Source organism: Devosia sp. (assembly GCF_017307495.1).
GTDB lineage: Bacteria > Pseudomonadota > Alphaproteobacteria > Rhizobiales > Devosiaceae > Devosia_A.
The window spans coordinates 191,568-213,881 of record NZ_JAFKHE010000012.1 but is presented as its reverse complement, the minus strand read 5'-3'; the positions used below and the strand labels follow the sequence as shown (position 1 = coordinate 213,881).

Here is a 22,314-nt window from a genome sequence, read left to right as displayed (position 1 = left end):
GTCCTATCGTTCGATCGTGCCGGTGCGGCGGATCTTCTTCTGCAGCAGCAGGATGCCGTACAACAAGGCTTCAGCGGTCGGGGGGCAGCCCGGGACATAGATGTCCACCGGCATGACGCGGTCGCAGCCGCGCACCACCGAGTAGGAATAATGGTAGTAGCCGCCGCCGTTGGCGCAACTGCCCATCGAGATGACGTAGCGCGGCTCCGGCATCTGGTCGTAGACCTTGCGGAGCGCGGGAGCCATCTTGTTGGTCAGCGTGCCGGCGACGATCAGCACGTCGGCCTGGCGCGGCGAGGCGCGCGGCGCGGTGCCGAATCGCTCGATGTCGTAGCGCGGCATCGACATCTGGATCATCTCGACGGCGCAGCAGGCAAGGCCGGTCTGCATCCACATCAGCGAGCCCGTGCGGGCCCAGGTGATCAGCTGCGACGCGGTAGTAGCGAGAAACCCCTTGTCCGCCAGCTCGGCATTGACCTCGAGCATGAACGGATCGTCGGCACCAACCGGCTTGCTGGTGCGCGGATCGATGACGCCCTTGGGCTGCGGGGCAACGAGGGTGCCTTCGGTCAATCCCATTCCAGCGCGCCTTTCTTCCACTCGTAGATGAAGCCGATCGTCAGGACGCCGAGGAAGATCATCACCGACCAGAACCCGAACCAGCCGACGTCGCGGAACGCCACCGCCCACGGGAACAGCAGCGCCACCTCGAGGTCGAAGACGATGAACAGGATCGACACCAGGTAGAAGCGCACATCGAACTTCATGCGCGCATCGTCGAAGGCCTCGAACCCAGCCTCAAATGCGGACACCTTCTCGGGATCCGGCTTCTTGTAGGCAATGATGAAGGGGGCGATCATCAGGGCCAGGCCGATGACGGCGGCGAGGCCGATGAAGACAAGGATCGGCAGGTAGTTGCTGAGCAACTCGTTCATTGTACAGCCTACTGGTCGGCCGGTGGGAAGTGCCGGCGTCGCGCGGCCAGACGGGCAATTTTGGGCCCATGAGGCGACGCGACTTCGTGTGGCACGGGCTTAGCCCACGCCCAAAAGCGTTTCAAGGAAAACTAATGCTGATCATTACGCTCATGTTAGGAGCCGATTCAGACGGAAACGCCTGAGCTGCAAGGGCTTTCAGGGCGAGAGCGCATTCCTGGAACGTCGATTCGCCGCATTCGCGCCATGACGAATGCAGATTGCCCGTCCCGCCCGCAGAATCGCCCCAAAGGATGGTCGAGCGGCTAGAAGTGGAACCGCGCGCCGAGGGTGAACTGATCCTTCGGACCATCGCCTTCGACCGAGAAGCTGCGGGTGTATTCTGCGTTCAGCGACAGGGCGTCGTTGACGGCGAACTCGACGCCACCCCCGGCCAGCAGGTCGCTGCCACCAGACCCGCCCAGCTCAAGTCCATAACCTGCCGATGCATAGGCCAGCAGGTCGGGAGTGATCAGCACGCCGCCGCGTCCCGTGACCTTGCCATAGGCAGTGTCGATCGTGTCGCTCGTCAGTCCCTGCAGGGCGACTTCGCCGCCCACGAGGAAGAAGTCGAACTGCGCGTTGACCCCGAGCTCGACGCCCGCGCCGACCGTGGTGTCATTCGACGCGCTCGACTGCACGGCGCCGTACACACCCGCGTAGAAGCCGTTCCAGTCGAAGGCGCTGTCGGAGACCGGCATCGCTGCAGAGCCCGACTGCACGGGCACGGTAATCAAGTCGGAAGCCTGTGCAGCCCCTGCCCCGCCAATCAGCAATGAAGCTGCCAACAGCAGACGTTTCGACATCCGCATGCGGTTTCTCCTTGGTCGCCTCCCAGCGTCCCAATGCCGATACGCGCCTGCGGTTCCGCTTGGCGCCGTATGAATGTGGTCGTTCCCACGCGCAACGCAAGGGCGACTTAAACCATGATGCTGACTGAGTTTGTCTGAATGGGGGCTGGAACCCCGTGCGCCACCTATGAAGGGTGGCGCGAGAGACGGGGCTCGAACCCGCGACCTCCGGCGTGACAGGCCGGCGCTCTAACCAACTGAGCTACTCCCGCTTGAGCGGCTCAGCCGCGCAACGTGGCGTCCGTTTAGAGGGCAGGTCGGGGAGTGTCAAGCGTCGAAATCATCCCCGCGCGACACTTTCTCGCCGCGGCCGTGGGAAGCGTCTGCGGGTTGACGAGACGGACGGGAATCCATACGTAGGCGGCTTCGCGTGGCGAGCCATCGGCCGCGGCGCACGGGCGGTTAGCTCAGTTGGTAGAGCATCTCGTTTACACCGAGAGGGTCGGCGGTTCGAGACCGTCACCGCCCACCACTTCCCCAAAATAAAAATGGCCCCGGCGATCTGCGCGCGGGACCATTTTGGTCGATCAGACCAAGTCGCGATGCTTAGTTGATCGCGTCCTTGAGGCCCTTGCCGGGCTTGAACTTGGCCTGGTTGGACGCCGGGATCTTGATCTCAGCGCCGGTGGCCGGGTTGCGGCCGACCGAAGCCTTGCGCTTGGACACGGCAAACGTGCCGAAGCCCACCAGACGGACTTCTTCGCCCTTCTTCAGCGAAGCGGTGATCGCGTCAAACACGGCATCGACAGCCAGCCCGGCGTCAGCCTTGGTCAGGCCCGCCTTGTCGGCGACGACGCCGATCAGATCGTTCTTGTTAGACATAGCGTTTCCTCACTGTGGGATGCCCGCCCTGGGTGGCGAACCAAAACGCCGAGACCCTTCTTCGATTCTGACCGGAACGCAAGGAAATCCGGGCTTCTCCGCCGTCTGGCCCCAGCAATTCTGTTAATGAACCCTCAATTTCGGCTCAACTTTGTCAGCTCTCGGGCGTCGGTGTGGCGAGGGCGACCTTCCGGATGCCGAGCAGCAGCGGCAGGGCCAGCAGGTACACAGCCCCGCCGACGATCCAGATCAGGCCCGGCCACGTCGGTTTCAGCTCGAAATAGACGAGGGCAAAGAACAGCGGGCCGAACACTGCAGACAGGCTGACAAGGCTCGCCAGCACGCCCTGCAGCTTGCCCTGGTTGTCGCCGTCGACCTGCCGCGTGGTGAGCGACTGCAGCGCCGGCATGCCGATGCCGCCCAGGGCGAACAGTGGCGCCAGGGCGAACAAGATCCAACCCTGGGTGGCGAAGCCCAGGACGAGCAGCGCCGTCAGCTCACAGGCCATGCCGAGGATGAGAGCCCACCTCTCGCCCAGCCGAGCGGCCGCCGGCCCCGTCAGCAGCGCCTGCGCGCCCGCGTGGAACAGGCCGAAGGCGCCCAGCGACAGCCCGATGGTCAGCCCGTTCCACTGGAACATGTCCTGCCCGAACAGGGCCCAAACCGTGCCGTACATGGTGCCGACGAAGTTCATGATGACGAAGATCGCCATCAGCGGCAGCAGCGCCGAGAACGTCAGCGCCCAGCCGAGCGGGCGGAACGGATTAAGCGCATCGAGGTTGAACTTCGATGCCGCCTCGCCCTTGCGCGATTCGGGCAGCACGAACAGCGCCAGCGCGAAGTTCAGGCCGTTGAGCGCTGCAGCGACGAGGAACGGCGCACGCACCCAGATGTCACCCAGGATGCCGCCCAGCACCGGACCGATGATGAAGCCGATACCAAACACGGCGTGGAAATACCCAAACCGCCTGGCGCGCTGCTCCTCGGCCGAGATGTCGGTGATGTAGGCGGTCGCCACGGCCATGTTGGCGCTGGTGATTCCGGCGATGGCGCGACCGATGACCAGCATCCAGAGCTCGGGCGCGAAGGCCATGACCAGATAGTCGATCGCGGCGCCCGCGAGCGAGACCAGCAGCACCGGCCGGCGGCCGTAGCGGTCGCTGAGAACGCCGAGTATGGGCGAGAACAGGAACTGCATCGCCGAGTACAGGGCCAGCATCAGCCCCATCAGCACCGCCACTTCGTGCGTGTGCGCGACGTCCTCGAGCAGGCGCGGCAGAATTGGAAAGATCAGGCCTATGCCGATGGCGTCGAGCGTGACGGCTGCAAGAATAACGACGAGTGCACGATTCATGGCGGGGTCCCTCTCCACCGTCCGACGCGGGTCGCGTTCTATATTCGTTCCCGCCGACCATGGCAAACGAAACCGTCAGGTGGAGATCGCCCCGACGGTTTGCCAGTATCGTCAGACCAGGGACCTAGAAATAGCGCCGACCTGCGGCCCAGACGCCACGGATGACGGGCTGCCCGGCGACGATTCGCACCTGCAGGATATCGGCACGCAGGCCGGGCTCGAGGCGCCCGCGGTCGATAAAGCCGAGAAGGTCGGCTGGCCGGCTGGTAACCGTCGCCACCCCTGCCCCCAGGTCGCCCAGCCGTTCGCCGACCTGGATCGCACCCGACAGCAGGCTGGCCGGCACGTAGTCGGAGGTGAGCACATCGAGCAGGCCCTCTTCCGCCAGCGCCATGGCGCTCACATTGCCCGAATGCGATCCGCCCAGCACGACGTTTGGTGCGCCCATGACGATCAACTGCCCGAGCTCGCGGGCGCGCCGCGCCGCAGCGAGGGTGGTGGGAAACTCGCTGATCGAGATGCCATCGCCGTGCGACTGCTCGACGTCCTCGATCGTGGTGTCGTCGTGGCTGGCGAGCCGGACCTGCTTGTCGCGACCGTGGTCGGAGATGATGGCGCGGGCCTCGGGCACGAAGCGGGCCTGCTGGGCGAGCCGATCATCGAGATAGGCCTGCCACTCCTCGTCGCTCCAGACCCGGTTGTTCTTCTTGCGGCGGAACTCGCGATACAGCGCCACGTCCTGCCACTGCCGCTGGCCCGGGGTGTGATCCATCATCGACATCAGTCGCAGGCGCGGATTGTCGACATGATCCTCGATGATCGGCAGCAGGCCGCCGTCGGAAAGCTCGCAACGGAAGTGGAAATAGTGGTCGGCACGAAGCAGGCCGGCCGCATGCGCCTGGTCGAGGCCGCCGATGGCGGAATGGAGCATCCGGGTCCGTGCGCCAGCACTGTCGTAGTCACCGAGCGACAGCGAATCGAGCACGGTCGTGATGCCTGCGGCCAGCATCTGCGCATCGTGCGCGAGAGCGGCCGAGAGTGCCGAAGGCCAGGTCACGCCCGGACGCGGGTGGAAGTGGTGCTCGATATTGTCGGTGTGCAGGTCGATCAGCCCGGGGATCAGCAGATCTCCCTCGCAGTCGACCACCGTCGCGCTCGTCGCCCGGGACACTTCGGTGATTACACCGTCGCGCAGGCTCAGTTCGGTGGCGCCCGTATCGATCGGGGTGAGCACCCGCGCGTTCACCAGCCGCACTTCGCGCACCCAATCTGCTCCGTCCATCACCGACTCCCTAAACTGCCAAGGGGGCTGCCGATAGCTAGAGGATGTGACGGTCTCGCGACAGGTGTCATGTTGAAACGAAGACGGCGCCCGCAGGCGCCGTCTTCCATTCAGCAGTTCGCCACCGCTCAGTGCGGCAGGCTCGATCCGGCCTCGTCGCCTTCCGGCGTCTCGATAGCGGCCGGCGGCGCGGCCGGCTTGTCCTCGTCATACTGCCACTCGATCGGCTCGGGCTGGCGGACAAGGGCGCGGCTCAGCACCTCGTGCATGCGGCTGACCGGAATGATCTCCATGCCCTGGGTCACATTCTCCGGGATCTCCTTGAGATCGCGGGAGTTCTCCTCGGGGATCAGCACGGTCTTGATGCCGGAGCGGAGGGCCGCGAGCAGCTTCTCCTTGAGCCCGCCGATGGGCAGCACCCTGCCCCGCAGCGTCACTTCACCGGTCATTGCCACGTCGTTGCGAACCGGAATGCCGGTCATCAGCGACACGATGGCGGTGGCCATGGCAATACCTGCAGACGGGCCATCCTTCGGCGTCGCGCCTTCCGGCACGTGCAGGTGGATGTCGCGGGTGTCGAACAGCGGCGGCTTGATGCCGAGCTCAACCGCCTGCGAGCGGACGTAACCCGAAGCGGCGGTGATGGATTCCTTCATCACTTCCTTGAGGTTACCCGTAACCGTCATGCGGCCCTTGCCGTGCGTCATAACGCCTTCGATGGTGAGGATCTCACCACCCACCGACGTCCAGGCGAGACCGGTGACCGCACCAACCTGCGGCTCGGCGTCCAGCTTGTCGTTCCGGAAGAACGCCGGCCCGAGATACTCCTCGAGCAGCTCCGGAGTGATGACCACCTTGGCGGCCTTCTTCGTCATGATGTCGCGAACGGCCTTCCGCATAAGCTTGCTGAGCTCGCGCTTCAGGTTACGCACGCCCGCCTCGCGGGTGTAGTTGCGCACCACGGCCATCAGTTGCTCGTCATCGAGGACGAACTCCTTGGGCTGCAGTCCGTTCTCCTTCAGCGTCTCCGGGATCAGGTGACGGCGCGCGATCTCGAACTTCTCGTCCTCGGTGTAGCCCGAGAGCCGGATGATCTCCATGCGGTCCATCAGCGGGCCCGGGATGTTGAGCGTGTTCGACGTGGTCACGAACATCACGTCGCTCAGGTCGTAGTCGACCTCGAGGTAGTGGTCGTTGAACGTCGAGTTCTGCTCCGGATCCAGCACCTCGAGCAGCGCCGACGACGGGTCGCCACGGAAGTCCTGGCCCATCTTGTCGATCTCGTCGAGCAGGAACAGCGGGTTGGACTTGCCCGCCTTCTTCAGCGACTGGATCACCTTGCCGGGCATGGAGCCGATATAGGTCCGGCGGTGGCCGCGGATCTCGGCCTCGTCACGCACGCCGCCGAGCGCCATGCGCACGAACTCGCGGCCGGTCGCCTTGGCGATCGACTTGCCGAGCGAGGTCTTGCCGACGCCCGGAGGACCGACGAGGCAGAGGATCGGCCCCTTGAGCTTGCCGGTGCGCGACTGCACCGCCAGGTACTCGAGGATGCGCTCCTTGACCTTCTCGAGGCCGTAGTGGTCCTCGTCCAGCACCTGCTCGGCGTAGACCAAGTCGCGCTTGACCTTGCTCTTCCTGCCCCAGGGGAGCGTGAGCAGCCAGTCCAGGTAGTTGCGCACGACCGTCGCTTCAGCCGACATCGGGCTCATGGTCTTGAGCTTCTTCAGCTCGGCGTCGGCCTTGGTGCGAGCTTCCTTGGAGAGCCGGGTCTTCTTGATCTTCTCCTCGAGCTCGGTCAGCTCGTTGGAGCCTTCCTCGCCGTCGCCCAGCTCCCGCTGGATCGCCTTCATCTGCTCGTTGAGATAGTACTCGCGCTGCGTCTTCTCCATCTGGCGCTTGACCCGCGAACGGATGCGCTTCTCGACCTGCAGCACGCCGATCTCGCCCTCCATGAGGCCGAGGATCTTCTGTAGGCGCTCGGCGATCGAGACAGTGCCGAGCAGATCTTCCTTCTGCTCGATCTTGATCACGAGGTGGCTCGCGATGGTATCGGCGAGCTTTGAGTGGCTGGTGATCTGGCTGACGGCGTTGACCACCTCGGCCGAGATCTTCTTGTTCAGCTTGACGTAGTTCTCGAACTCGCTCTGGGCCGAACGCGCCAATGCCTCGAGCTCCGTCTCGTCCTCGGCCGGCTCGTCGAGGTTCGTGGCCTCGGCCTCGAAGTAGTCGACGGTCTGCAGGTACTTGTCGATCCTGGCGCGGCGCAGGCCTTCGACCAGCACCTTCACGGTACCGTCGGGGAGCTTGAGCAGCTGCAGCACGGAGGCAATGGTGCCGGTGGCGTAAATCTCGTCAGGCGACGGATCGTCGTCCTGGGCGTTCTTCTGGGTGACGACCAGAATGTGCTTGTCGTCGCGCATCACCTCTTCGAGGGCCTTCACCGATTTCTCGCGGCCGACGAACAGGGGCACGATCATGCCCGGAAAGACAACGATATCGCGAAGCGGCAGCACCGGGTAAACCCGATCGCGATCGAAAGCGGCGCCACCTTGGGTCGTGTCCGACATATTTGGTCCTTTCCTGGGACGCCGGGCTCAAGGGAGGAATTCGCGAGCCCGCGCCCGTACAGCAATCGGGCCAGTCCCCAAGTCGGGCGGCGAGCCTGATTCTGCAGATTAAATAGGGCTCCGGCACCAAAGGGCAAGCCTACCTACCCGTATTGCTGGGTACGCCCGCAATGCGGCGCGAGTGTGTGCCACGGCCGCATCAGCCGCGGGTGGCGACGGGAGGCCCGACGTAGCGGGCGCGTGGGCGTATCAACTGCCCGGACACCGCCTGCTCGATGCAGTGCGCCAGCCAGCCGACCGAGCGCGCGAGGGCGAAGATGGTGGCCGGCGCCTCGCGCGGCAAGCCATGCGCGGCAGCCAGCGCGGCAAGCGCGAAGTCGATATTGGGCGCCTCCTCGAGAATGGCTTCGCCGGCAGCCGCCAGGCGAACGAACGCCCGGGGGATATCGATCGCGGCCAGCAGCGCCTGGCTGCGGACATCCCCGCGTGGATAGAGCGGGTGGCCGAAGCCGGGAACGGCCCGCCGCTCGCCCAGCCAATCGAGCAATGCGTCCTCGGCCGACTCCGGATGGGCCTCGATGTCCTCGGCCAATGCGATCACCTCCAGGGTCGCATTGCCGTGGCGCGGACCGCCGAGCGCCGCAAGACCGGCGAGCACGCCGGCGCTGAGCGGTGCGCCGGTCGATACCGTCACGCGCGCGGCAAAGGTCGAGGCGTTCAGTTCGTGGTCGGCGAGCAGGACGAGAGCGCGGCGGAACGCGTCTGCGGCTGCGGGCCGAGCGAAGCGCTCGGCCAGCCGCTGGTGGAGCGGGCCTTGCCCCGCTCCGACAAGGCCGCCGACGACAGTCGTGTGAACCACGACGGCATCGTCCCGTAACTGGCTGGTTCCGCGTCCACTGCTCGGCGGATCGTTTGGTACGCGGCTTGCGAGCGCGATGAGCGCAGCGCCGATGGAGGGCTCGATTGCGGTCATCGGAACGACCGGCGCGTAAGACCTCGCCCACAGCAACTCGGCCACATCCTCCAGCGTCCCGGACACCGACAGGTCGGCGGCATCGACGCCGCGGTATGCCAGCCGCCCGCCCGCAACCGTGGACACGGTTGACGTCAGCACCGGATCGCCCCAGCTGATCGCTTCGGACGCCGTCGTAGCCGCGCTGCGCCGCCCGCGGGACCGGCGTGCGACGCGGTCGACATCTTCTTCGCGATACAGGCTGCGGCGGCTGTCGCCCGGGTCCGGCTTCGCCCGGATGCGGCCGCGGCTGACATTGGCATAGAGCGATTGCGGCTTGCTGCCGAGCCGCGCGAGCGCTTCGCCTGCACTGAGCCACATGTTGAGCCTCACATTGATCCAAATGATCAAGATTGACGTCAATATTAGCGCGCCTACCTTTCACTGCAAACAGCCAAAGGAGGCTTGCATGAGCGATGGTCTCGAGAACGTGGTGGCCGCGGAAACGGTGCTGTCCGATGTGGATGGGCTAGCCGGGCGCCTGATCATGCGCGGGCAGCCGCTCGAGGCCCTGGCCGGGCATGTCCGCTTCGAGGACATGGTGGCGCTGTTGTGGGACGGGTTCTTTCCCGCCCCGCCCCACGACATCTCGGGCTTGCTGGGCCGCGCGAGGGTGAGTGTGTTCGCCACGATGGGGCCGGCCCTGCCGCTGGTCGCCGGCCAGCCCGTCTATGACGCGATGCGCACCCTGGTCGCGCTGATGCCTGACGGAAGCGATCTGGATACCGCCCTGAGACTTGCCGTCGCCCCCGGTGTGGCGCTGGCTGCGCTGCTGCGGCTCCGAGCCGGAGCCACGCCCCTGGCACCGGATGCCGAGCTCGCTCATGCAACCGATCTGTTACGCATGACGTCCGGCGCGATGCCCCGGGCCGAAGTGGCGGCGGCGCTCGATACCTACCTCGTCACCGTCGCGGACCACGGACTCAACGCCTCGACCTTTGCCGCCCGCGTCGTCGCATCGACCCAGGCCGGACTCACTTCCTCGGTACTGGCAGCATTGGGGGCGCTAAAGGGCGCGCTGCATGGCGGCGCTCCCGGACCGGTCCTCGACATGCTCGATGCGGTCGGGGCACCGGCCAACGCAGATCGGTGGATCAGCGCGGAGCTGACGCGCGGCGGGCGGCTGATGGGCTTTGGACACCGCATCTACCGCGTCCGCGATCCGCGCGCCGATGCCCTCAAGGCGGCGCTCATGCGGATCGAAAAGGTCGGCGAACTCGATGAGGCCCGTCTGGCGTTGGCCAGCGCGGTCGAAACAGCGGCCCTGGCCGCGCTCCGTGCCCACAAGCCGGATCGCAGGCTCGACACCAATGTCGAGTTCTACACCGCGCTGCTCCTCGAGGCGTTGGGTTTCCCGCGCGAAACCTTCACAGCGGTGTTCGCCGCCGGTCGTGTCGTGGGCTGGATTGCCCACGCTCGCGAACAGGCCGCAACCGGGCGGCTGATCCGGCCGAAGTCGATGTATGTCGGACCACAGCCGCGCGAGGCCGCCTGACCAAGAGGGTGTCATTGTTAATAGCGCGCGCTTGGCGCGGGGCGTAGGTCTCAGGCATCGGCAGTCCATTTTGTGGCACGTTGCCGACTGAGAGACACGCGCCGCTCTTGCGCGCCCACTCCCGCCTCATCCAGCCAAGGCAGGGATCATGAACTCCGCACAGCGCTTCGACGTGCACGTCACGTGCACGACTTGTGGACACGACAACCAACTCTCGGTGGCAACGGTGTCGCTGCCCGAAAGCCATGCCCTCAACTGCTCCGTCTGCGGGCGGACCGTGGGTACGCTCGCGCAGGGCAGGGTCGTTCGGGAAGGCCACGAACGGATACCGGCTGGCGTCCGCTAGGCGCCGGTGCTCGGTCCGCGCGCGTCGAGCTGCTCCGAGACCTCTTCCTCCACGGCCTCCTCGAGTTCGGCGCGGGCCTCCGCCTCGATCCTCTGGCGCTCGGCCTCGATTTCCGCGTGGTCCTTGTGCTCGATGCCGACGGACTTGTTGGGCGCCCTCGAGGCCTCGATCAGGTAGTCGAGCTTGACGTGCAGCGCCGCCTCGCTGCGGGCCCCGGCCACCAGGATGACGCCCGAGATCACGATGGCAGCCACCGACAGGAAGATGTTGAAGCCGAACATGAAGCTGTCGTTGAACTGCACGAAGGCACCGATCGCGATGCCGGCGAGCAGTGCGATGAATGTCACGATGAAGCCCAGCGATGTGGACAGGAAGTCCGCGACGCGGTTGATGATGCGGCTGGGCAGGTGGCGATCGAGGCGCATGATGCCTAGAAACGCCGCATCTCGGCATTGGATGCAGAAAGGGCCCCTTCCGGGGCCCTCCGCCTGCTGTCAGGCTGCAACCTTGGGAGGCAACTGCTGCCCCGGCGTCGAGGCCGAGATCGCCTCTTCCTCCGCCGTCATGTCCGCCGCCACGTCGGCAAACAGCGGCGTGGAGAGATAGCGCTCGCCCGTGTCCGGCAGCATGGCCAGGATGGTGGAGCCCGCGGGGGCCGACTCGGCGAGCTTCAAGGCTGCGGCAAACGTGCCACCGGCGGTGATGCCGACGAAAATGCCCTCCTTCTGCGCCAGGTCCATCGACGCCTTCATCCCGTCGGGCGGCGCCACGGTCACGACCTGATCGAAAAGCTTTTCCCGGATGGCCTCGTCCGTGATCCACGGGATGAAGTCCGGGCTCCAGCCCTGGAACGGATGCGGCTTCCACGCCGGATGGCTGCCGGTGGCCGCGTGGTCGGCGCGCCGCTGCTGGCCCTCGCCGCTGGTCAGCATCGGGGCGCCCTCCGGCTCTGCCACGATGATCCGCGTGTTCGGCATCTTGTCGCGCAGGACGCGGGCGACCCCGGTGAGGGTGCCGCCGGTGCCGAAGCCGGTGACCCAGTAGTCGAGCTTCTCGTCGGCGAAGTCGCGCAGGATTTCCTGTGCGGTGGTCCGGGAGTGAATATCGGGATTGGCTTCGTTCTCGAACTGGCGGGTCTGGAACCAACCATTGGCAGCCGCCAGGGATTCCGCCTTGCGGATCATTCCGTTGGCGCGCTCGGCCGCCGGCGTCAGCACCACCTTGGCGCCAAGGAAGCGCATGAGCTTGCGCCGCTCGACCGAAAAACTCTCGGCCATGGTGACGACGAGCGGGTACCCCTTGGCCGCGCAGACCATGGCGAGCCCGATGCCGGTGTTGCCGCTGGTTGCCTCGATGATGGTCTGACCTGGCTTGAGCGCGCCGGACTTCTCCGCAGCCTCGATGACTCCGAGCGCGAGGCGGTCCTTGACCGATCCAAGCGGGTTGAAGGCCTCGACCTTGACGTAGAGCTTCACGTGCTTGGGACCGAGCTTGTTGATCCGCACGACAGGCGTGTTTCCGATGGTGCCGAGTATGTCTTTGAATTTCATGGTTCGTCCTCTGGGTACCCCGCTTGCGACAGACGGTACTCCGCAGTGTGGAGGCCGACAAGTGAACCCATGGTACGGACCCGAGGGGCACCCCGGCCGGCCTACACCGCATCGCCCCAATCGAGCTTCCGGGCTGCCTTGAACGCTGCCTTGTCCCGGCTCTGGACAGTACGCTGCTCGATGCCATCGGGCGCACAGGTCCTGAGGCTCACCGAGAACTTGGTCTCCTCTGGTCGGCGGAGGACGCGACCGGCGGCCGGCTCGCCCAGTCCGGGACGGGCGACAACGAGGTAGCTGTACTTCTCATCCTCGTAGCCGAGCGTACCGCCCTTAATCCGCATGTGGTCGCGGCTGCGGTTGAGCCTGACCGTGAAATGGCACCAGTCCGGCGCCTCGAGCGGACACGCGCGGTCGTGCGGACAGGGCGCCAGCACCTTCGCCCCCTGCCCGACCAGATGAGCACGGATCGTCATCAAGCGTTGATAGTCGCGCGGTCGGCCGGGCTCGACCAGCACGAGTACTCCGTCGCTGTGGCGCCAGAGCCGCGACGCTGCCTCCAGCAGCGCGTCGTCCGCGAGTTCGGTCAGTGCGTAGGCGCAGGTGACCAGCCCGAAGCCGGCGGCCAGTTCGAACGCGCCGATCTCGCCGGCGCGCAGGTCGACGGCTCCCGCCGACGAATGCGGGGCCAGTGCCTGGGCAACCGCCAGGAACTCGCGATTGTGGTCGAGCAGCGTGGTCGCCAGGCCAGGCCAGGTCTCGGCCGCCGCCCAGGCCGCGGTGCCGGGTCCCGCCCCCACGTCCAGCACAGCCGTCGGCACGAACTCCGGTGCGCGCCGCCGTAGTTCCGCCAGCACCGCCGAGACCGCCGCATAGGTCGCCGGCATGCGGCTGAGCGCATATGCCAGGGCATCGGCACTGGCGCCGATCACCCCGCGGGACGCGCCGAGCTGCCGGTAGTGCGCGGAGATGCGCCCGGCGCTTTCCTTGAGGCCGTGCTGCCCCGCGGTCAGCTCGCGAACCGTCTGCTGCAGGGCGTGCGGCAGGGCGCTCATTGGCCGCGCCGCTCGCGCAGCTGCACGATCGCCACGGCGCCGTCGAGCGCCTTCTTGAAGCGGTCCTTGTCCTTGGACGCGTGCTCTACGATTTCGCGCACGCGCCAGAACTCGCTGCCCCCGAACGGCCCGACATCGGCATGCACGAAAACGTCCGGATGGTACCTGGCCACCGTCGCATCGACGATCCGCTGCGACATGATCTCGGTAGCGACGATCGCACTGTCGAACGGACTTGGCTCCTTCACTGCCAGCGTCGGATCCGGGGACCTCTGCACGTCGATGCCGATGGTCAGATCGCAGCGACCAACGATCTGGGCAAGCGGCAGCGGGTTGGTCACGCCGCCGTCGATGAAGTAGCTTCCGCCGAGGCTCACCGGACGGAACAGGCTCGGAATTGCCATCGAGGCTGCGATCGCCTGTCGCAGCGGGCCGGTCTCGAAGATGACCTCCTTCCACGCATAGAAGTCGGTCGAGACGACGTGGAACGGGATCTCCAGCGCGGCGAAGTCGTCGGGGAACCCCTCCGGCAGGAAGGCATTCGCGATCCCCTCGCCGTCAACCTGCATCGAGATGCCGTTGGCAAGCAGCTTGGTGAGACTAGGCATACCCCGGTTCCAAAGCGCGGCCGCGATCAACTGCAGCGACCCCAGCACCCCGTAGGCATGCTCACGCAGCTCGGCTCCCGTCATGCCGTTGGCCCAGCCCGCCCCGATCAGCGCGCCGATAGAAGAGCCGGCGATGACCGCCGGCTTCAACCCCAGGTCGTCCATCGCCTCGATATAGGGAATGTGGGCGAGCCCGCGAGCCGCCCCGCTCCCTAGCGCTACCCCGATGCGCATCCAGTCCTCCGTCCTGTCGCAGACTTATTCCGCCACTCGGGCAAAGCAAAGGCCCCGCCGGCTTGACCAGCGGGGCCTTAATCGGGTCGGCCATCCACTCAGGCGCTGGCGCTCTGCTCTTCCTTGCGCTCGGCGTAGATGTAGAGCGGGCGAGCGTCCTTGCCGTTCACGACTTCCTCGCTGATCACCACCTCTTCGACGCCGTCGAGCGACGGCAGGTCGTACATAGTGTCGAGCAGGATGCCTTCCATGATCGAGCGAAGGCCGCGGGCGCCGGTCTTGCGCTCGATGGCGTGCTTGGCGATGGCCTTGAGCGCGTCCTCGTGGAAGGTGAGTTCCACGTCTTCCATCGAGAACAGGCGCTGGTACTGGCGCACCAGGGCGTTCTTGGGTTCGGTCAGGATCTGGATCAGCGCCGGCTCGTCGAGATCCTCGAGGGTCGCCAGCACCGGCAGGCGGCCGATGAATTCGGGGATCAGACCGAACTTCACCAGGTCTTCCGGCTGCACGTCCTTCAACAAGTCGCCGACGCGTCGGTCGCGCGGATCCTTCACCACGGCCGAGAAGCCGATGCCCGAGCCTTCGCCGCGGGCAGCGATCAGGCGTTCCAGGCCTGCGAAGGCGCCGCCGCAGATGAACAGGATGTTGGTCGTGTCCACCTGCAGGAATTCCTGCTGTGGATGCTTGCGGCCGCCCTGCGGCGGAACGGAAGCCACGGTGCCTTCCATGATCTTCAGCAGGGCCTGCTGCACACCCTCGCCCGACACGTCGCGGGTTATGGACGGGTTGTCGGACTTGCGGCTGATCTTGTCGACTTCATCGATGTAGACGATGCCGCGCTGAGCCTTCTCGACATTGTAGTCGGCGGCCTGCAGCAGCTTGAGGATGATGTTCTCGACGTCCTCGCCGACGTAACCGGCTTCGGTTAGCGTCGTGGCGTCGGCCATGGTGAACGGCACATCGAGGATACGGGCGAGCGTCTGCGCGAGCAGCGTCTTGCCGGTACCGGTCGGGCCGATCAGCAGGATGTTGGACTTCGAGAGCTCGATGTCCTGGTTCTTGGTGGCGTGGTGCAGGCGCTTGTAGTGGTTGTGCACCGCGACCGACAGAACACGCTTGGCGCGCGCCTGGCCGATAACATAGTCGTCCAGCACCTTGCAGATTTCGGCCGGCGTGGGGACACCGTCCGAGGACTTCACCATCGAGGTCTTGTTTTCCTCGCGGATGATGTCCATGCACAGCTCCACGCATTCATCACAGATGAATACGGTCGGCCCGGCGATCAGCTTGCGGACCTCATGCTGCGATTTCCCGCAGAACGAGCAGTAGAGCGTGTTCTTGCTGGATTCGCCGCTGGTCGTGTCCTTGGACATCCTGTCACTCCTGGGAGGTTGGGCTCCCATTCCCGGCTAGAATAGAACGCTAGCCCCGCTATCCTGAACAAAAGGTAAGTCCGACCGACCTTAAAGGCCAGCCGGACACCGCACAATCACACAAGTGTCACACAGAGGCGCGTGATGCCGTTCACGTTAACGCGTAAAAGGCTCACGAAGCGTCCGGTTCCGCCCGCTTCTCGTAGATCGAGTCGATGAGGCCGAATTCCCTGGCTTCCTCCGGGCTGAGGAAGCGGTCGCGCTCGAGCGCGTTATGGATGGCCTCGTAGCTCTGGCCGGTATGCTTGACGTAGATTTCGTTGAGCCGGCGCTTCAGCTTCTCGGTGAACTGGGCGTGGATCAGGATGTCCGTCGCCTGTCCCTGGTAGCCGCCCGAGGGCTGGTGCACCATGATCGAGGAGTTGGGCAACGACCCGCGCATGCCCGCAGCGCCGCCGGCGAGCAGGAGCGAACCCATCGAGGCGGCCTGGCCGGTGCAGAGCGTCGCCACGGGCGGGCGGATGAACTGCATCGTGTCGTAGATCGCAAGGCCCGACGTCACCACGCCACCGGGCGAGTTGATGTACATCGAGATCTCTTTCTTCGGGTTCTCGGACTCGAGGAAGAGCAACTGCGCCACGATCAGGGAGGCCATGGTGTCCTCGACCTGACCGGTCACGAAGATGATGCGCTCCTTGAGCAGGCGCGAATAGATGTCGAAGGCGCGCTCGCCACGGTTGGTCTGCTCGATGACCGTGGGCACGAGGTAGTTGGTGAAGGTGTCGACCGGATCTCTCATTTCGAGATTTTGCCCCTGAGGTAAGAAGAATCAGCGCTCGCGGCCGACTTCAGGCGATGCCCCGTTAAGGGCGGGTAAAGCGACAGATAGGCGCCAATGTGGCGAGCCGCAATACTCGCAGTCTCGCGCAATGCTAGGGATTTGCGGAAGCTGCCCGGATGGGGAGGATCAACGGTAGACGTCGCGGCGGTTCCAATGCCGACGACGAGAACGACCACCCGCGTGTCCTGAATCTCGCAGGGCACACGGAAGTCGCCAACGCGATACCGACACAGACCGGCAAAGCGCGAGCCCTGCAACGCCTGTCCAATTGATCAGGGGTTCTCGAGCGGTGCCACCCGGTCACGCAGAAAATCGCGAATCCGGAGGGCATCGACCTTGGCCATCTTGCCGAGGTGCTTCACCGCGTGGGCATCGAACTCAATCGTCCAAGCCAAGTTCGCGGCTCACTTCATCCGGAAACAGGTCACGCGCCGAACGTCACCACCACGCCGCGCTTCTTGAAGTAGGCCTGCATCGTCTTGCGGCCCTGCCTGTTGTTCTGCGCCAGCTTGGTCGGATCGAACACCGCTTCCGTGGCGCCATCCCTGGCCATCGCAGCCTTCAGCGCGGCAATGTGCGTGTCGATGTCCTGGTTGTTGGCCCTCAGCGAGGCGTAGATATTGTCGATGGCTTCGGCGAGCGTCAGGTCGGCCACGGGATTTGCTCCGATGAGTGTTCTTGGCCTTATGCACTACCCGGATTTTTCGGGCGGACAAGACCCAATCGCGCCCGTGGCGTTCGTGCCACTCCGTCGAATGTGCAGGAAACCGCCGCGGCAAGTTCGCTTTACGACAACACGGGCGTGGGGCAAGCATGGCTGCGGTTGCGTTTGGGGCGCAACAGCAAGGAGGTAACGATGAGACTATTACCCGCGCTTGCCACCGTTGTGGCCATGTTCGGATCGTCCGGCGCCGCACTCGCGGCCGACGTCACGGCCCGAGATCCGCAAACCGTGCTGGATGCGTTGAGTGCCCTGGGCTACCGGGGCACGCTGGAGAAGATGGATTCCGGCCGCATGTCCATCGCCGTGCCGATCTCGGGGCTCAACACCTTCATCGATTTTTACGACTGCGACGACAAGCTCGAGGATTGCTACACGCTGCTTTTCGTGGTGGTTCTCGATCTCAAGGACGGCGCAACGCTCAACCAGGCCAATTCCTGGAACGCCAAGGAAATCACGGGCCGCGTCTCGCTCGACGACAACGGAGATCCCCAGCTCGACTATGCGGTGTCGACATTCGAGGGGATCCCCGAAAGTGTATTTGAACAGACGGTCAAGCTATGGGACCGCAAGCTCGGCGACATGAAGGACTACTTCCATTTCTGATGCATTCCGACTGACGACGGACACGAGGCGAGCCGAGGCTGCGCCTCGTGAACCGGCCTTCTACCGTGACCCCTACGCCTTCTACGACGCGGTGCACGCCGCCTCCCCGACCTTCTTCTGGGACAATTACGGCCACTGGTGCTTCACCGGCTTCAAGGACGTGAACGCGCTGTTGCGCGACAAGCGTTTCGGCCGGCAAATCCTGCACCTGATGAGCCGCGAACAGCTCGGCATGCCGCCGCCCAAGGCGCACACGGCCGCCTTCGACCAGACCGAGAAGTACTCGTTGCTGACGCTCGAGCCGCCCAGCCACACGAGGCTGCGCTCGCTGGTCAACCGCGCCTTCGTCTCGCGCAATGTCGAGCAGTTGCGCCCCCGGATCGAGCGGTTGGCCAACGAGCTGGTCGACGGGTTCGAGGCGGACGGGCGCGTCGAGCTGCTGCGCAGCTATGCCGTGCCTATCCCCGCCATCGTCATCGCAGAGATGATCGGCATGCCGAGCGACATGGCCATGCAGCTGGTCGACTGGTCCAACCGGATGGTGGCCATGTACATGCATGGCGTCACCCACGAGACCGAGTTCGACGCCAACCAGGCCTCGATCGAGTTCATGGACTATGTCCGCACCCTGATCGACGAACGGCGGCGCGCCCCCAGGGAAGACCTTCTCACGCACATGCTGACTTCCGAGGTGGACGGCGAGAAGCTCACCGAGGACGAGGTGATCTCGACCACCATCCTCCTGCTCAACGCCGGGCACGAGGCGACCGTTCACACCACGGGCAATGCGGTCAAGTCGATCCTCGAGAGCGGGCTCGACCCGCAGGCACTGTTCGCCGACGACAAGCAGACCGAGGCGACGGTCGAGGAATGCCTGCGCTTCGACGCCCCGCTGCACATGTTCACCCGCTATGCCCTGCAGGACGTGACGCTCGAGAACGGCCTCAGCTTCAAGCAGGGCGAGACGATCGGACTGATGCTCGGCGCCGCCAACCGCGATCCGTCGCGCTTCGCCCATGCCAACCGCTTCGACCCGTTCCGCAACGACGGCCAGAATGTCAGCTTCGGGGCCGGCATCCACTTCTGCATCGGTGCGCCGCTGGCCCGGATCGAGCTGCAGGTTTCGCTCAAGACCCTGTTCACTCGCCTGCCGGGGCTGAAGCTGGCCCAGCCGCCCGAGTACAAGAATATCTATCATTTCCACGGGCTGGAGCGGCTCGAGCTGGCGTGGTGACCTGACCCCAGGGCCCAGGCGGCATCCGCTGCTTGTGCCCTGGGACGTGGTTTCCCGGCCGGCGCTACTGGCTTGCCAGCTCCGCCAGCACGTCCGGCACCAACCCCGGCAAATCCTCTGCCATCAATCCCGGCCTGCCCCAGCGGTTCGCCGCCTCGCCATGGATCCACACCCCGGCGCAGGCGGCTTCGAAGCCGGGCATGCCCTGGGCGAGCAGTCCGGCGACGAGGCCCGCGAGCACATCGCCGGAGCCGGCCGTGCCCAGCGTGGGCGGCGCGTTGTCGTTGATCACCGCTCGCCCGTCGGGCGCGGCCACCACCGTATCGCTGCCCTTGAGCAACAGGACGGCGCCCGAGCGCTTGGCGGCGGACCGCGCCCGTTCCACCTTTGAGCCCTGCATGGGGCCGAACAGCCGCTCGAACTCGCCTTCGTGCGGCGTCAGCACCACTGGCCGGTCGGGGTGCTTCCCGATAGCGACGAAAAGCGTGTCCGGATCATCCTTGAAGCTGGTCAGGGCGTCGGCATCGAGCACGACCGCCGGAGCCCCATCGAGGATCGCCATGACGTTGGCCCGCGTCGCCTCCCCCACGCCGGCAGCCGGACCGATGGCGAAGCACCGGACTCTGTGCTCCGCCATCAGCAAGGACAGGCTTGCCGCGCCGTCCGATGGCTTGAGCATGATCGCCGTCACATGGTTGGCATGGACCAGCAGTGACTGGTGCGGCCCGGTCAGCGACACCAGGCCCGCCCCTGCCCGCAGCGCCGCCGTCGCGGCCAGCCGACTTGCCCCGGTCTGCAACGGACCGCCCGACATCACCATGCAGTGGCCGCGCGTGAACTTGTGGCCTTCCGGATCCAGCCTCGGGAGCTGCCAGAGTCCGGGGCCGTTGCGCCACAGGCTCGGTGCGATCTCGTCCATCACGGCATCGGGAATACCGATCTGCGCGAGCACCACGTCGCCGCAGCGGGCACGGCCCGGGAGCAGGATGTGCCCCGGCTTCAGGCGAAAGAACGTTACCGATGCCGCTGCGCGGATCGCGGTGCCCCGCACCTGCCCCGTCGCCCCGTCGATGCCGCTGGGCACATCGACGGCGACGACCGGTATGCCCGAGGCGTTCACGGCGTCGATGAGGTCGGCCATCTCGCCTGCTACGTCGCGGTCGAGCCCGGCGCCGAGCAGCGCGTCGATGATCACGTCAGCCGGTTGCAAGGCCGTCGCGTCCGCGGGCTCGATGCGTCCCTTCCAGATGTCGGCGAACAGCGCGGCGTCGCCGTTCAGCCGGTCCTTGTCGGCGAGCAGCATCAGCCGTACCTCGCGCCCGGCCTGCCGCAGCTTCTCGGCCGCAACGAAGCCGTCGCCGCCATTGTTGCCGGGCCCGCACAGGACGAGGACGTGGCCTTCGGGATAGCGGTCCGCGACGAAGTCGGCCACCGCTGTACCCGCTGCCTCCATCAGCTTGAACGACTGCACGCCCCCCGCCACCGCCAACTGGTCGGCACGCGACATCTCCGCGGGGGTGAGGAGGACCGGGGTGGAAATCATGGCGGGAGCCTAGCTGGCCTCGACCCAAACGGAAAGCCGGCGGGGTCGGTCCCTGGCGTCACCGATCACTGGGTGCAGCGGGCAAGGGGCGAGGTACCCCGAAACAAAGAGGCCGCCCCGAAGGGCGGCCCTGAATTCGCGGAACCCACCCCTTAGTGGTGGTGCTCCTCCGGAACCTCGTCATCGTCCGAAGCGATGATCTTGCTCAGCTCGGCGCGGGTCATCGGCTTGTCGGTCTTCTTGGCGAGCTCGGTGACGTAGTCGACCACCTTGTTCTCGAACACCGGCGCACGCAGGCCGGCCAGCGCCTGCGGGTTCTTGCGGTAGTAGTCGTAGACCTGCTGTTCCTGGCCGGGGAAGCGGCGGACCTCGGCGATGAGCGCCTGCTGGTGCTCTTCCTCGGTCACTTCGATCTTGTTGACGTTGCCGATCTCGGCGACGACCAGGCCCAGGCGCACGCGGCGCTCGGCGATCTTCTTGTACTGCTCCCTGGCAGCGTCCTCGGTGGTACCCTCGTCCTCGAACGAGCGACCGTGGTGCTCGACCTCGTGCACGACGCGCTGCCAGATGGTGTCGAACTCGGCGTCCACCAGCTGCTGCGGCACGTCGAACTTGTGGCCCTCGTCGAGCTGGTCGAGGATCTGACGCTTGATGGCCTGGCGGCTCATGGAGTCGAGCGCGGCGCGCATCTGGTCCTTCACCGCATCGCGCAGCGCGGCGACATTCTCGAGGCCCAAACCCTTGGCGAAGTCGTCGTTGAGCTCGCCGGCCTTGGGACCGTCGATGTGCAGGATCGAGGTCTCGAATTCGGCCTTCTTGCCGGCCAGCTCGTCCTGCGCGTAGTCGTCGGGGAACGTGACCTTCACGGTCTTCGTCTCGCCCTTCTTCATGCCGACCAGCTGCTCTTCGAAGCCGGGGATGAACTCGCCCGAGCCGACGACGAGGTGGGCATGGTCGGACGAACCGCCCGCAAAGGCCTCGCCGTTGATGGTGCCCTTGAACGACAGGCCAAGACGGTCGCCGGTCTCGACCACGCCGTCCTCGCCCTTCTCCTCATAGCCCCGCTGCTGCGCGAACACGCGCTGCACTTCGGTGTCCACGTCCTTCTCGTCGATCTCGACCACCGGCTTGTCGACGGCGAGGGAGCTGAAGTCCATCAGGGGGACAGGCGGAAGCACTTCGTAGCTGACCTCGAAGTTGAGGTCGGCAGCGCCGTCGAGTACCTTGTTGATGACGTCCTGGTCTTCCGGCAGATCGACCTTGGGCTGGGTCGCGGCCCGCTCGGAACGATCGTCGAGGGTCTTGGAGACGGTGGAGTTGATGGCGTCGGACAGGACCTCGGACATGGCGGAACGGCCATACACCTTCTTGAGGTGGGCGGCGGGCACCTTGCCGGGGCGGAAACCCTTGATGTTCGCGGTGGACTTCAGCTCATCGAGGCGGGCGTCGAGGCGCTCGCTCAGGTCCTTGGCCGGAATGACCACGGAGAGTTTGCGCTTGAGGCCCTCGTTGAGGGTTTCTGTAACCTGCATTGGGGTATCCCGTTGTCTCTTCAAATCTCGTGTGGCCGGGGTCTCGCGGCGGAATGGTGCGGGTGAGAGGGCTCGAACCTCCACGCCTTGCGGCGCTGGAACCTAAATCCAGTGCGTCTACCAGTTCCGCCACACCCGCAAGGTGCCCCGTCGGCCGGGTCGCGTGCATATATGGCAAGAAACGGGGAAGGTCAAAGGCGTTTGACAGCGGCATCATCTCGTGGCGTGCCCGATGCGCGGGCCGTCCACGATGGCTGCCTGACCGAATTACGATCGCGGCGCCTACAATTTAGGCAGTATGTCGTGAAGGAGCC

At 65.5% G+C, this 22,314-nt stretch carries 22 protein-coding genes and 3 tRNA genes; 4 read left to right on the top strand and 21 right to left on the bottom strand.

Translation table 11 applies throughout. The features are described 5' to 3' along the window. Window positions 1–3: 3 nt before the first annotated feature. The 4 genes from J0I99_RS01585 to J0I99_RS01570 form a co-directional block, all read right to left on the bottom strand. Entirely contained in the window at window positions 4–579 is a 576-nt protein-coding gene (locus J0I99_RS01585) for an NADH-quinone oxidoreductase subunit B family protein (protein WP_291391716.1), read from the bottom strand. Beyond that, window positions 570–935 (bottom strand): NADH-quinone oxidoreductase subunit A, encoded by a 366-nt coding sequence (locus tag J0I99_RS01580; protein ID WP_291391715.1) that lies wholly within the window; start codon window positions 933–935, stop codon window positions 570–572. The genes J0I99_RS01585 and J0I99_RS01580 overlap by 10 nt, the downstream gene beginning before the upstream one ends. Window positions 936–1,240: 305 nt before the next feature. After that, on the bottom strand, window positions 1,241–1,786 hold the full coding sequence (locus J0I99_RS01575) for a porin family protein (protein WP_291395399.1): 546 nt from the start codon (window positions 1,784–1,786) through the stop codon (window positions 1,241–1,243). A 174-nt stretch (window positions 1,787–1,960) separates the two neighbouring features. Further along, a tRNA-Asp gene (locus tag J0I99_RS01570) sits at window positions 1,961–2,037 on the bottom strand. A 184-nt stretch (window positions 2,038–2,221) separates the two neighbouring features. On the opposite strand from J0I99_RS01570, the gene J0I99_RS01565 reads away from it, so the two are divergent. Then, window positions 2,222–2,297: transfer RNA gene (locus J0I99_RS01565), tRNA-Val, on the top strand. A 74-nt stretch (window positions 2,298–2,371) separates the two neighbouring features. Here J0I99_RS01565 and J0I99_RS01560 read toward each other — a convergent pair. The 5 genes from J0I99_RS01560 to J0I99_RS01540 form a co-directional block, all read right to left on the bottom strand. Then, window positions 2,372–2,647 carry an HU family DNA-binding protein gene (locus J0I99_RS01560; protein ID WP_291391713.1) on the bottom strand — a complete coding sequence of 92 codons (276 nt, stop codon included), beginning with the start codon at window positions 2,645–2,647 and terminating at the stop codon, window positions 2,372–2,374. 154 nt (window positions 2,648–2,801) lie between these two features. After that, window positions 2,802–4,001 carry a Tet(A)/Tet(B)/Tet(C) family tetracycline efflux MFS transporter gene (gene tet, locus J0I99_RS01555; RefSeq protein ID WP_291395397.1) on the bottom strand — a complete coding sequence of 400 codons (1,200 nt, stop codon included), beginning with the start codon at window positions 3,999–4,001 and terminating at the stop codon, window positions 2,802–2,804. 124 nt (window positions 4,002–4,125) lie between these two features. Then, entirely contained in the window at window positions 4,126–5,283 is a 1,158-nt protein-coding gene (locus tag J0I99_RS01550; RefSeq protein WP_291395395.1) for an alpha-D-ribose 1-methylphosphonate 5-triphosphate diphosphatase, read from the bottom strand. Between the two features lie 128 nt (window positions 5,284–5,411). Beyond that, a complete protein-coding gene (gene lon, locus J0I99_RS01545; RefSeq protein WP_291395393.1) occupies window positions 5,412–7,853 on the bottom strand; it encodes an endopeptidase La in 2,442 nt (813 codons plus the stop codon). Between the two features lie 199 nt (window positions 7,854–8,052). Beyond that, entirely contained in the window at window positions 8,053–9,186 is a 1,134-nt protein-coding gene (locus J0I99_RS01540; RefSeq protein ID WP_291395794.1) for a citrate synthase, read from the bottom strand. An 88-nt stretch (window positions 9,187–9,274) separates the two neighbouring features. On the opposite strand from J0I99_RS01540, the gene J0I99_RS01535 reads away from it, so the two are divergent. Further along, a complete protein-coding gene (locus J0I99_RS01535) occupies window positions 9,275–10,360 on the top strand; it encodes a citrate synthase/methylcitrate synthase (protein ID WP_291395391.1) in 1,086 nt (361 codons plus the stop codon). Window positions 10,361–10,702: 342 nt separating this feature from the next. Here J0I99_RS01535 and J0I99_RS01530 read toward each other — a convergent pair whose 3' ends face one another. The 9 genes from J0I99_RS01530 to J0I99_RS01495 form a co-directional block, all read right to left on the bottom strand. Continuing rightward, window positions 10,703–11,131, bottom strand: a complete 429-nt coding sequence (locus J0I99_RS01530) for a low affinity iron permease family protein (protein WP_291395389.1) — start codon at window positions 11,129–11,131, stop codon at window positions 10,703–10,705. Between the two features lie 69 nt (window positions 11,132–11,200). Further along, window positions 11,201–12,256, bottom strand: a complete 1,056-nt coding sequence (gene cysK / locus J0I99_RS01525) for a cysteine synthase A (protein WP_291395387.1) — start codon at window positions 12,254–12,256, stop codon at window positions 11,201–11,203. A 101-nt stretch (window positions 12,257–12,357) separates the two neighbouring features. Next, entirely contained in the window at window positions 12,358–13,308 is a 951-nt protein-coding gene (locus J0I99_RS01520; protein ID WP_291395385.1) for a small ribosomal subunit Rsm22 family protein, read from the bottom strand. Beyond that, window positions 13,305–14,150 (bottom strand): patatin-like phospholipase family protein, encoded by an 846-nt coding sequence (locus tag J0I99_RS01515; protein WP_291395383.1) that lies wholly within the window; start codon window positions 14,148–14,150, stop codon window positions 13,305–13,307. The genes J0I99_RS01520 and J0I99_RS01515 overlap by 4 nt, the downstream gene beginning before the upstream one ends. Window positions 14,151–14,248: 98 nt before the next feature. Further along, window positions 14,249–15,523: an ATP-dependent Clp protease ATP-binding subunit ClpX gene (gene clpX, locus J0I99_RS01510; RefSeq protein WP_291395381.1), complete on the bottom strand. Its 1,275-nt coding sequence runs from the start codon at window positions 15,521–15,523 to the stop codon at window positions 14,249–14,251. Between the two features lie 172 nt (window positions 15,524–15,695). After that, window positions 15,696–16,322: an ATP-dependent Clp protease proteolytic subunit gene (locus J0I99_RS01505; protein ID WP_291395379.1), complete on the bottom strand. Its 627-nt coding sequence runs from the start codon at window positions 16,320–16,322 to the stop codon at window positions 15,696–15,698. Next, a complete protein-coding gene (locus J0I99_RS20290; RefSeq protein WP_367115343.1) occupies window positions 16,319–16,540 on the bottom strand; it encodes a hypothetical protein in 222 nt (73 codons plus the stop codon). Before J0I99_RS20290 ends, J0I99_RS01505 begins: the two co-directional genes overlap by 4 nt. A gap of 96 nt (window positions 16,541–16,636) precedes the next feature. Then, window positions 16,637–16,759 carry a hypothetical protein gene (locus J0I99_RS20285; RefSeq protein WP_363278247.1) on the bottom strand — a complete coding sequence of 41 codons (123 nt, stop codon included), beginning with the start codon at window positions 16,757–16,759 and terminating at the stop codon, window positions 16,637–16,639. Between the two features lie 29 nt (window positions 16,760–16,788). Then, a complete protein-coding gene (locus J0I99_RS01495; protein ID WP_291391004.1) occupies window positions 16,789–17,019 on the bottom strand; it encodes a hypothetical protein in 231 nt (76 codons plus the stop codon). A 201-nt stretch (window positions 17,020–17,220) separates the two neighbouring features. Between J0I99_RS01495 and J0I99_RS01490 the strand changes: the two genes are divergently transcribed. Together J0I99_RS01490 and J0I99_RS01485 are read left to right on the top strand one after the other, a co-directional pair. Further along, window positions 17,221–17,691 (top strand): YbjN domain-containing protein, encoded by a 471-nt coding sequence (locus J0I99_RS01490; RefSeq protein WP_291391003.1) that lies wholly within the window; start codon window positions 17,221–17,223, stop codon window positions 17,689–17,691. After that, window positions 17,684–18,925, top strand: coding sequence for a cytochrome P450 (locus J0I99_RS01485; protein WP_291395792.1), 1,242 nt, complete (start codon window positions 17,684–17,686; stop codon window positions 18,923–18,925). Before J0I99_RS01490 ends, J0I99_RS01485 begins: the two co-directional genes overlap by 8 nt. A gap of 64 nt (window positions 18,926–18,989) precedes the next feature. Here the strand turns inward: J0I99_RS01485 and J0I99_RS01480 are convergent, their stop codons facing one another. The 3 genes from J0I99_RS01480 to J0I99_RS01470 all read right to left on the bottom strand — a co-directional run bounded on the left by J0I99_RS01480 (window position 18,990) and on the right by J0I99_RS01470 (window position 22,139). After that, window positions 18,990–20,468 (bottom strand): NAD(P)H-hydrate dehydratase, encoded by a 1,479-nt coding sequence (locus tag J0I99_RS01480; RefSeq protein ID WP_291395377.1) that lies wholly within the window; start codon window positions 20,466–20,468, stop codon window positions 18,990–18,992. Between the two features lie 152 nt (window positions 20,469–20,620). Then, window positions 20,621–22,000 carry a trigger factor gene (gene tig, locus J0I99_RS01475; RefSeq protein WP_291395375.1) on the bottom strand — a complete coding sequence of 460 codons (1,380 nt, stop codon included), beginning with the start codon at window positions 21,998–22,000 and terminating at the stop codon, window positions 20,621–20,623. Window positions 22,001–22,054: 54 nt separating this feature from the next. Beyond that, a tRNA-Leu gene (locus tag J0I99_RS01470) sits at window positions 22,055–22,139 on the bottom strand. Window positions 22,140–22,314 lie beyond the last annotated feature (175 nt).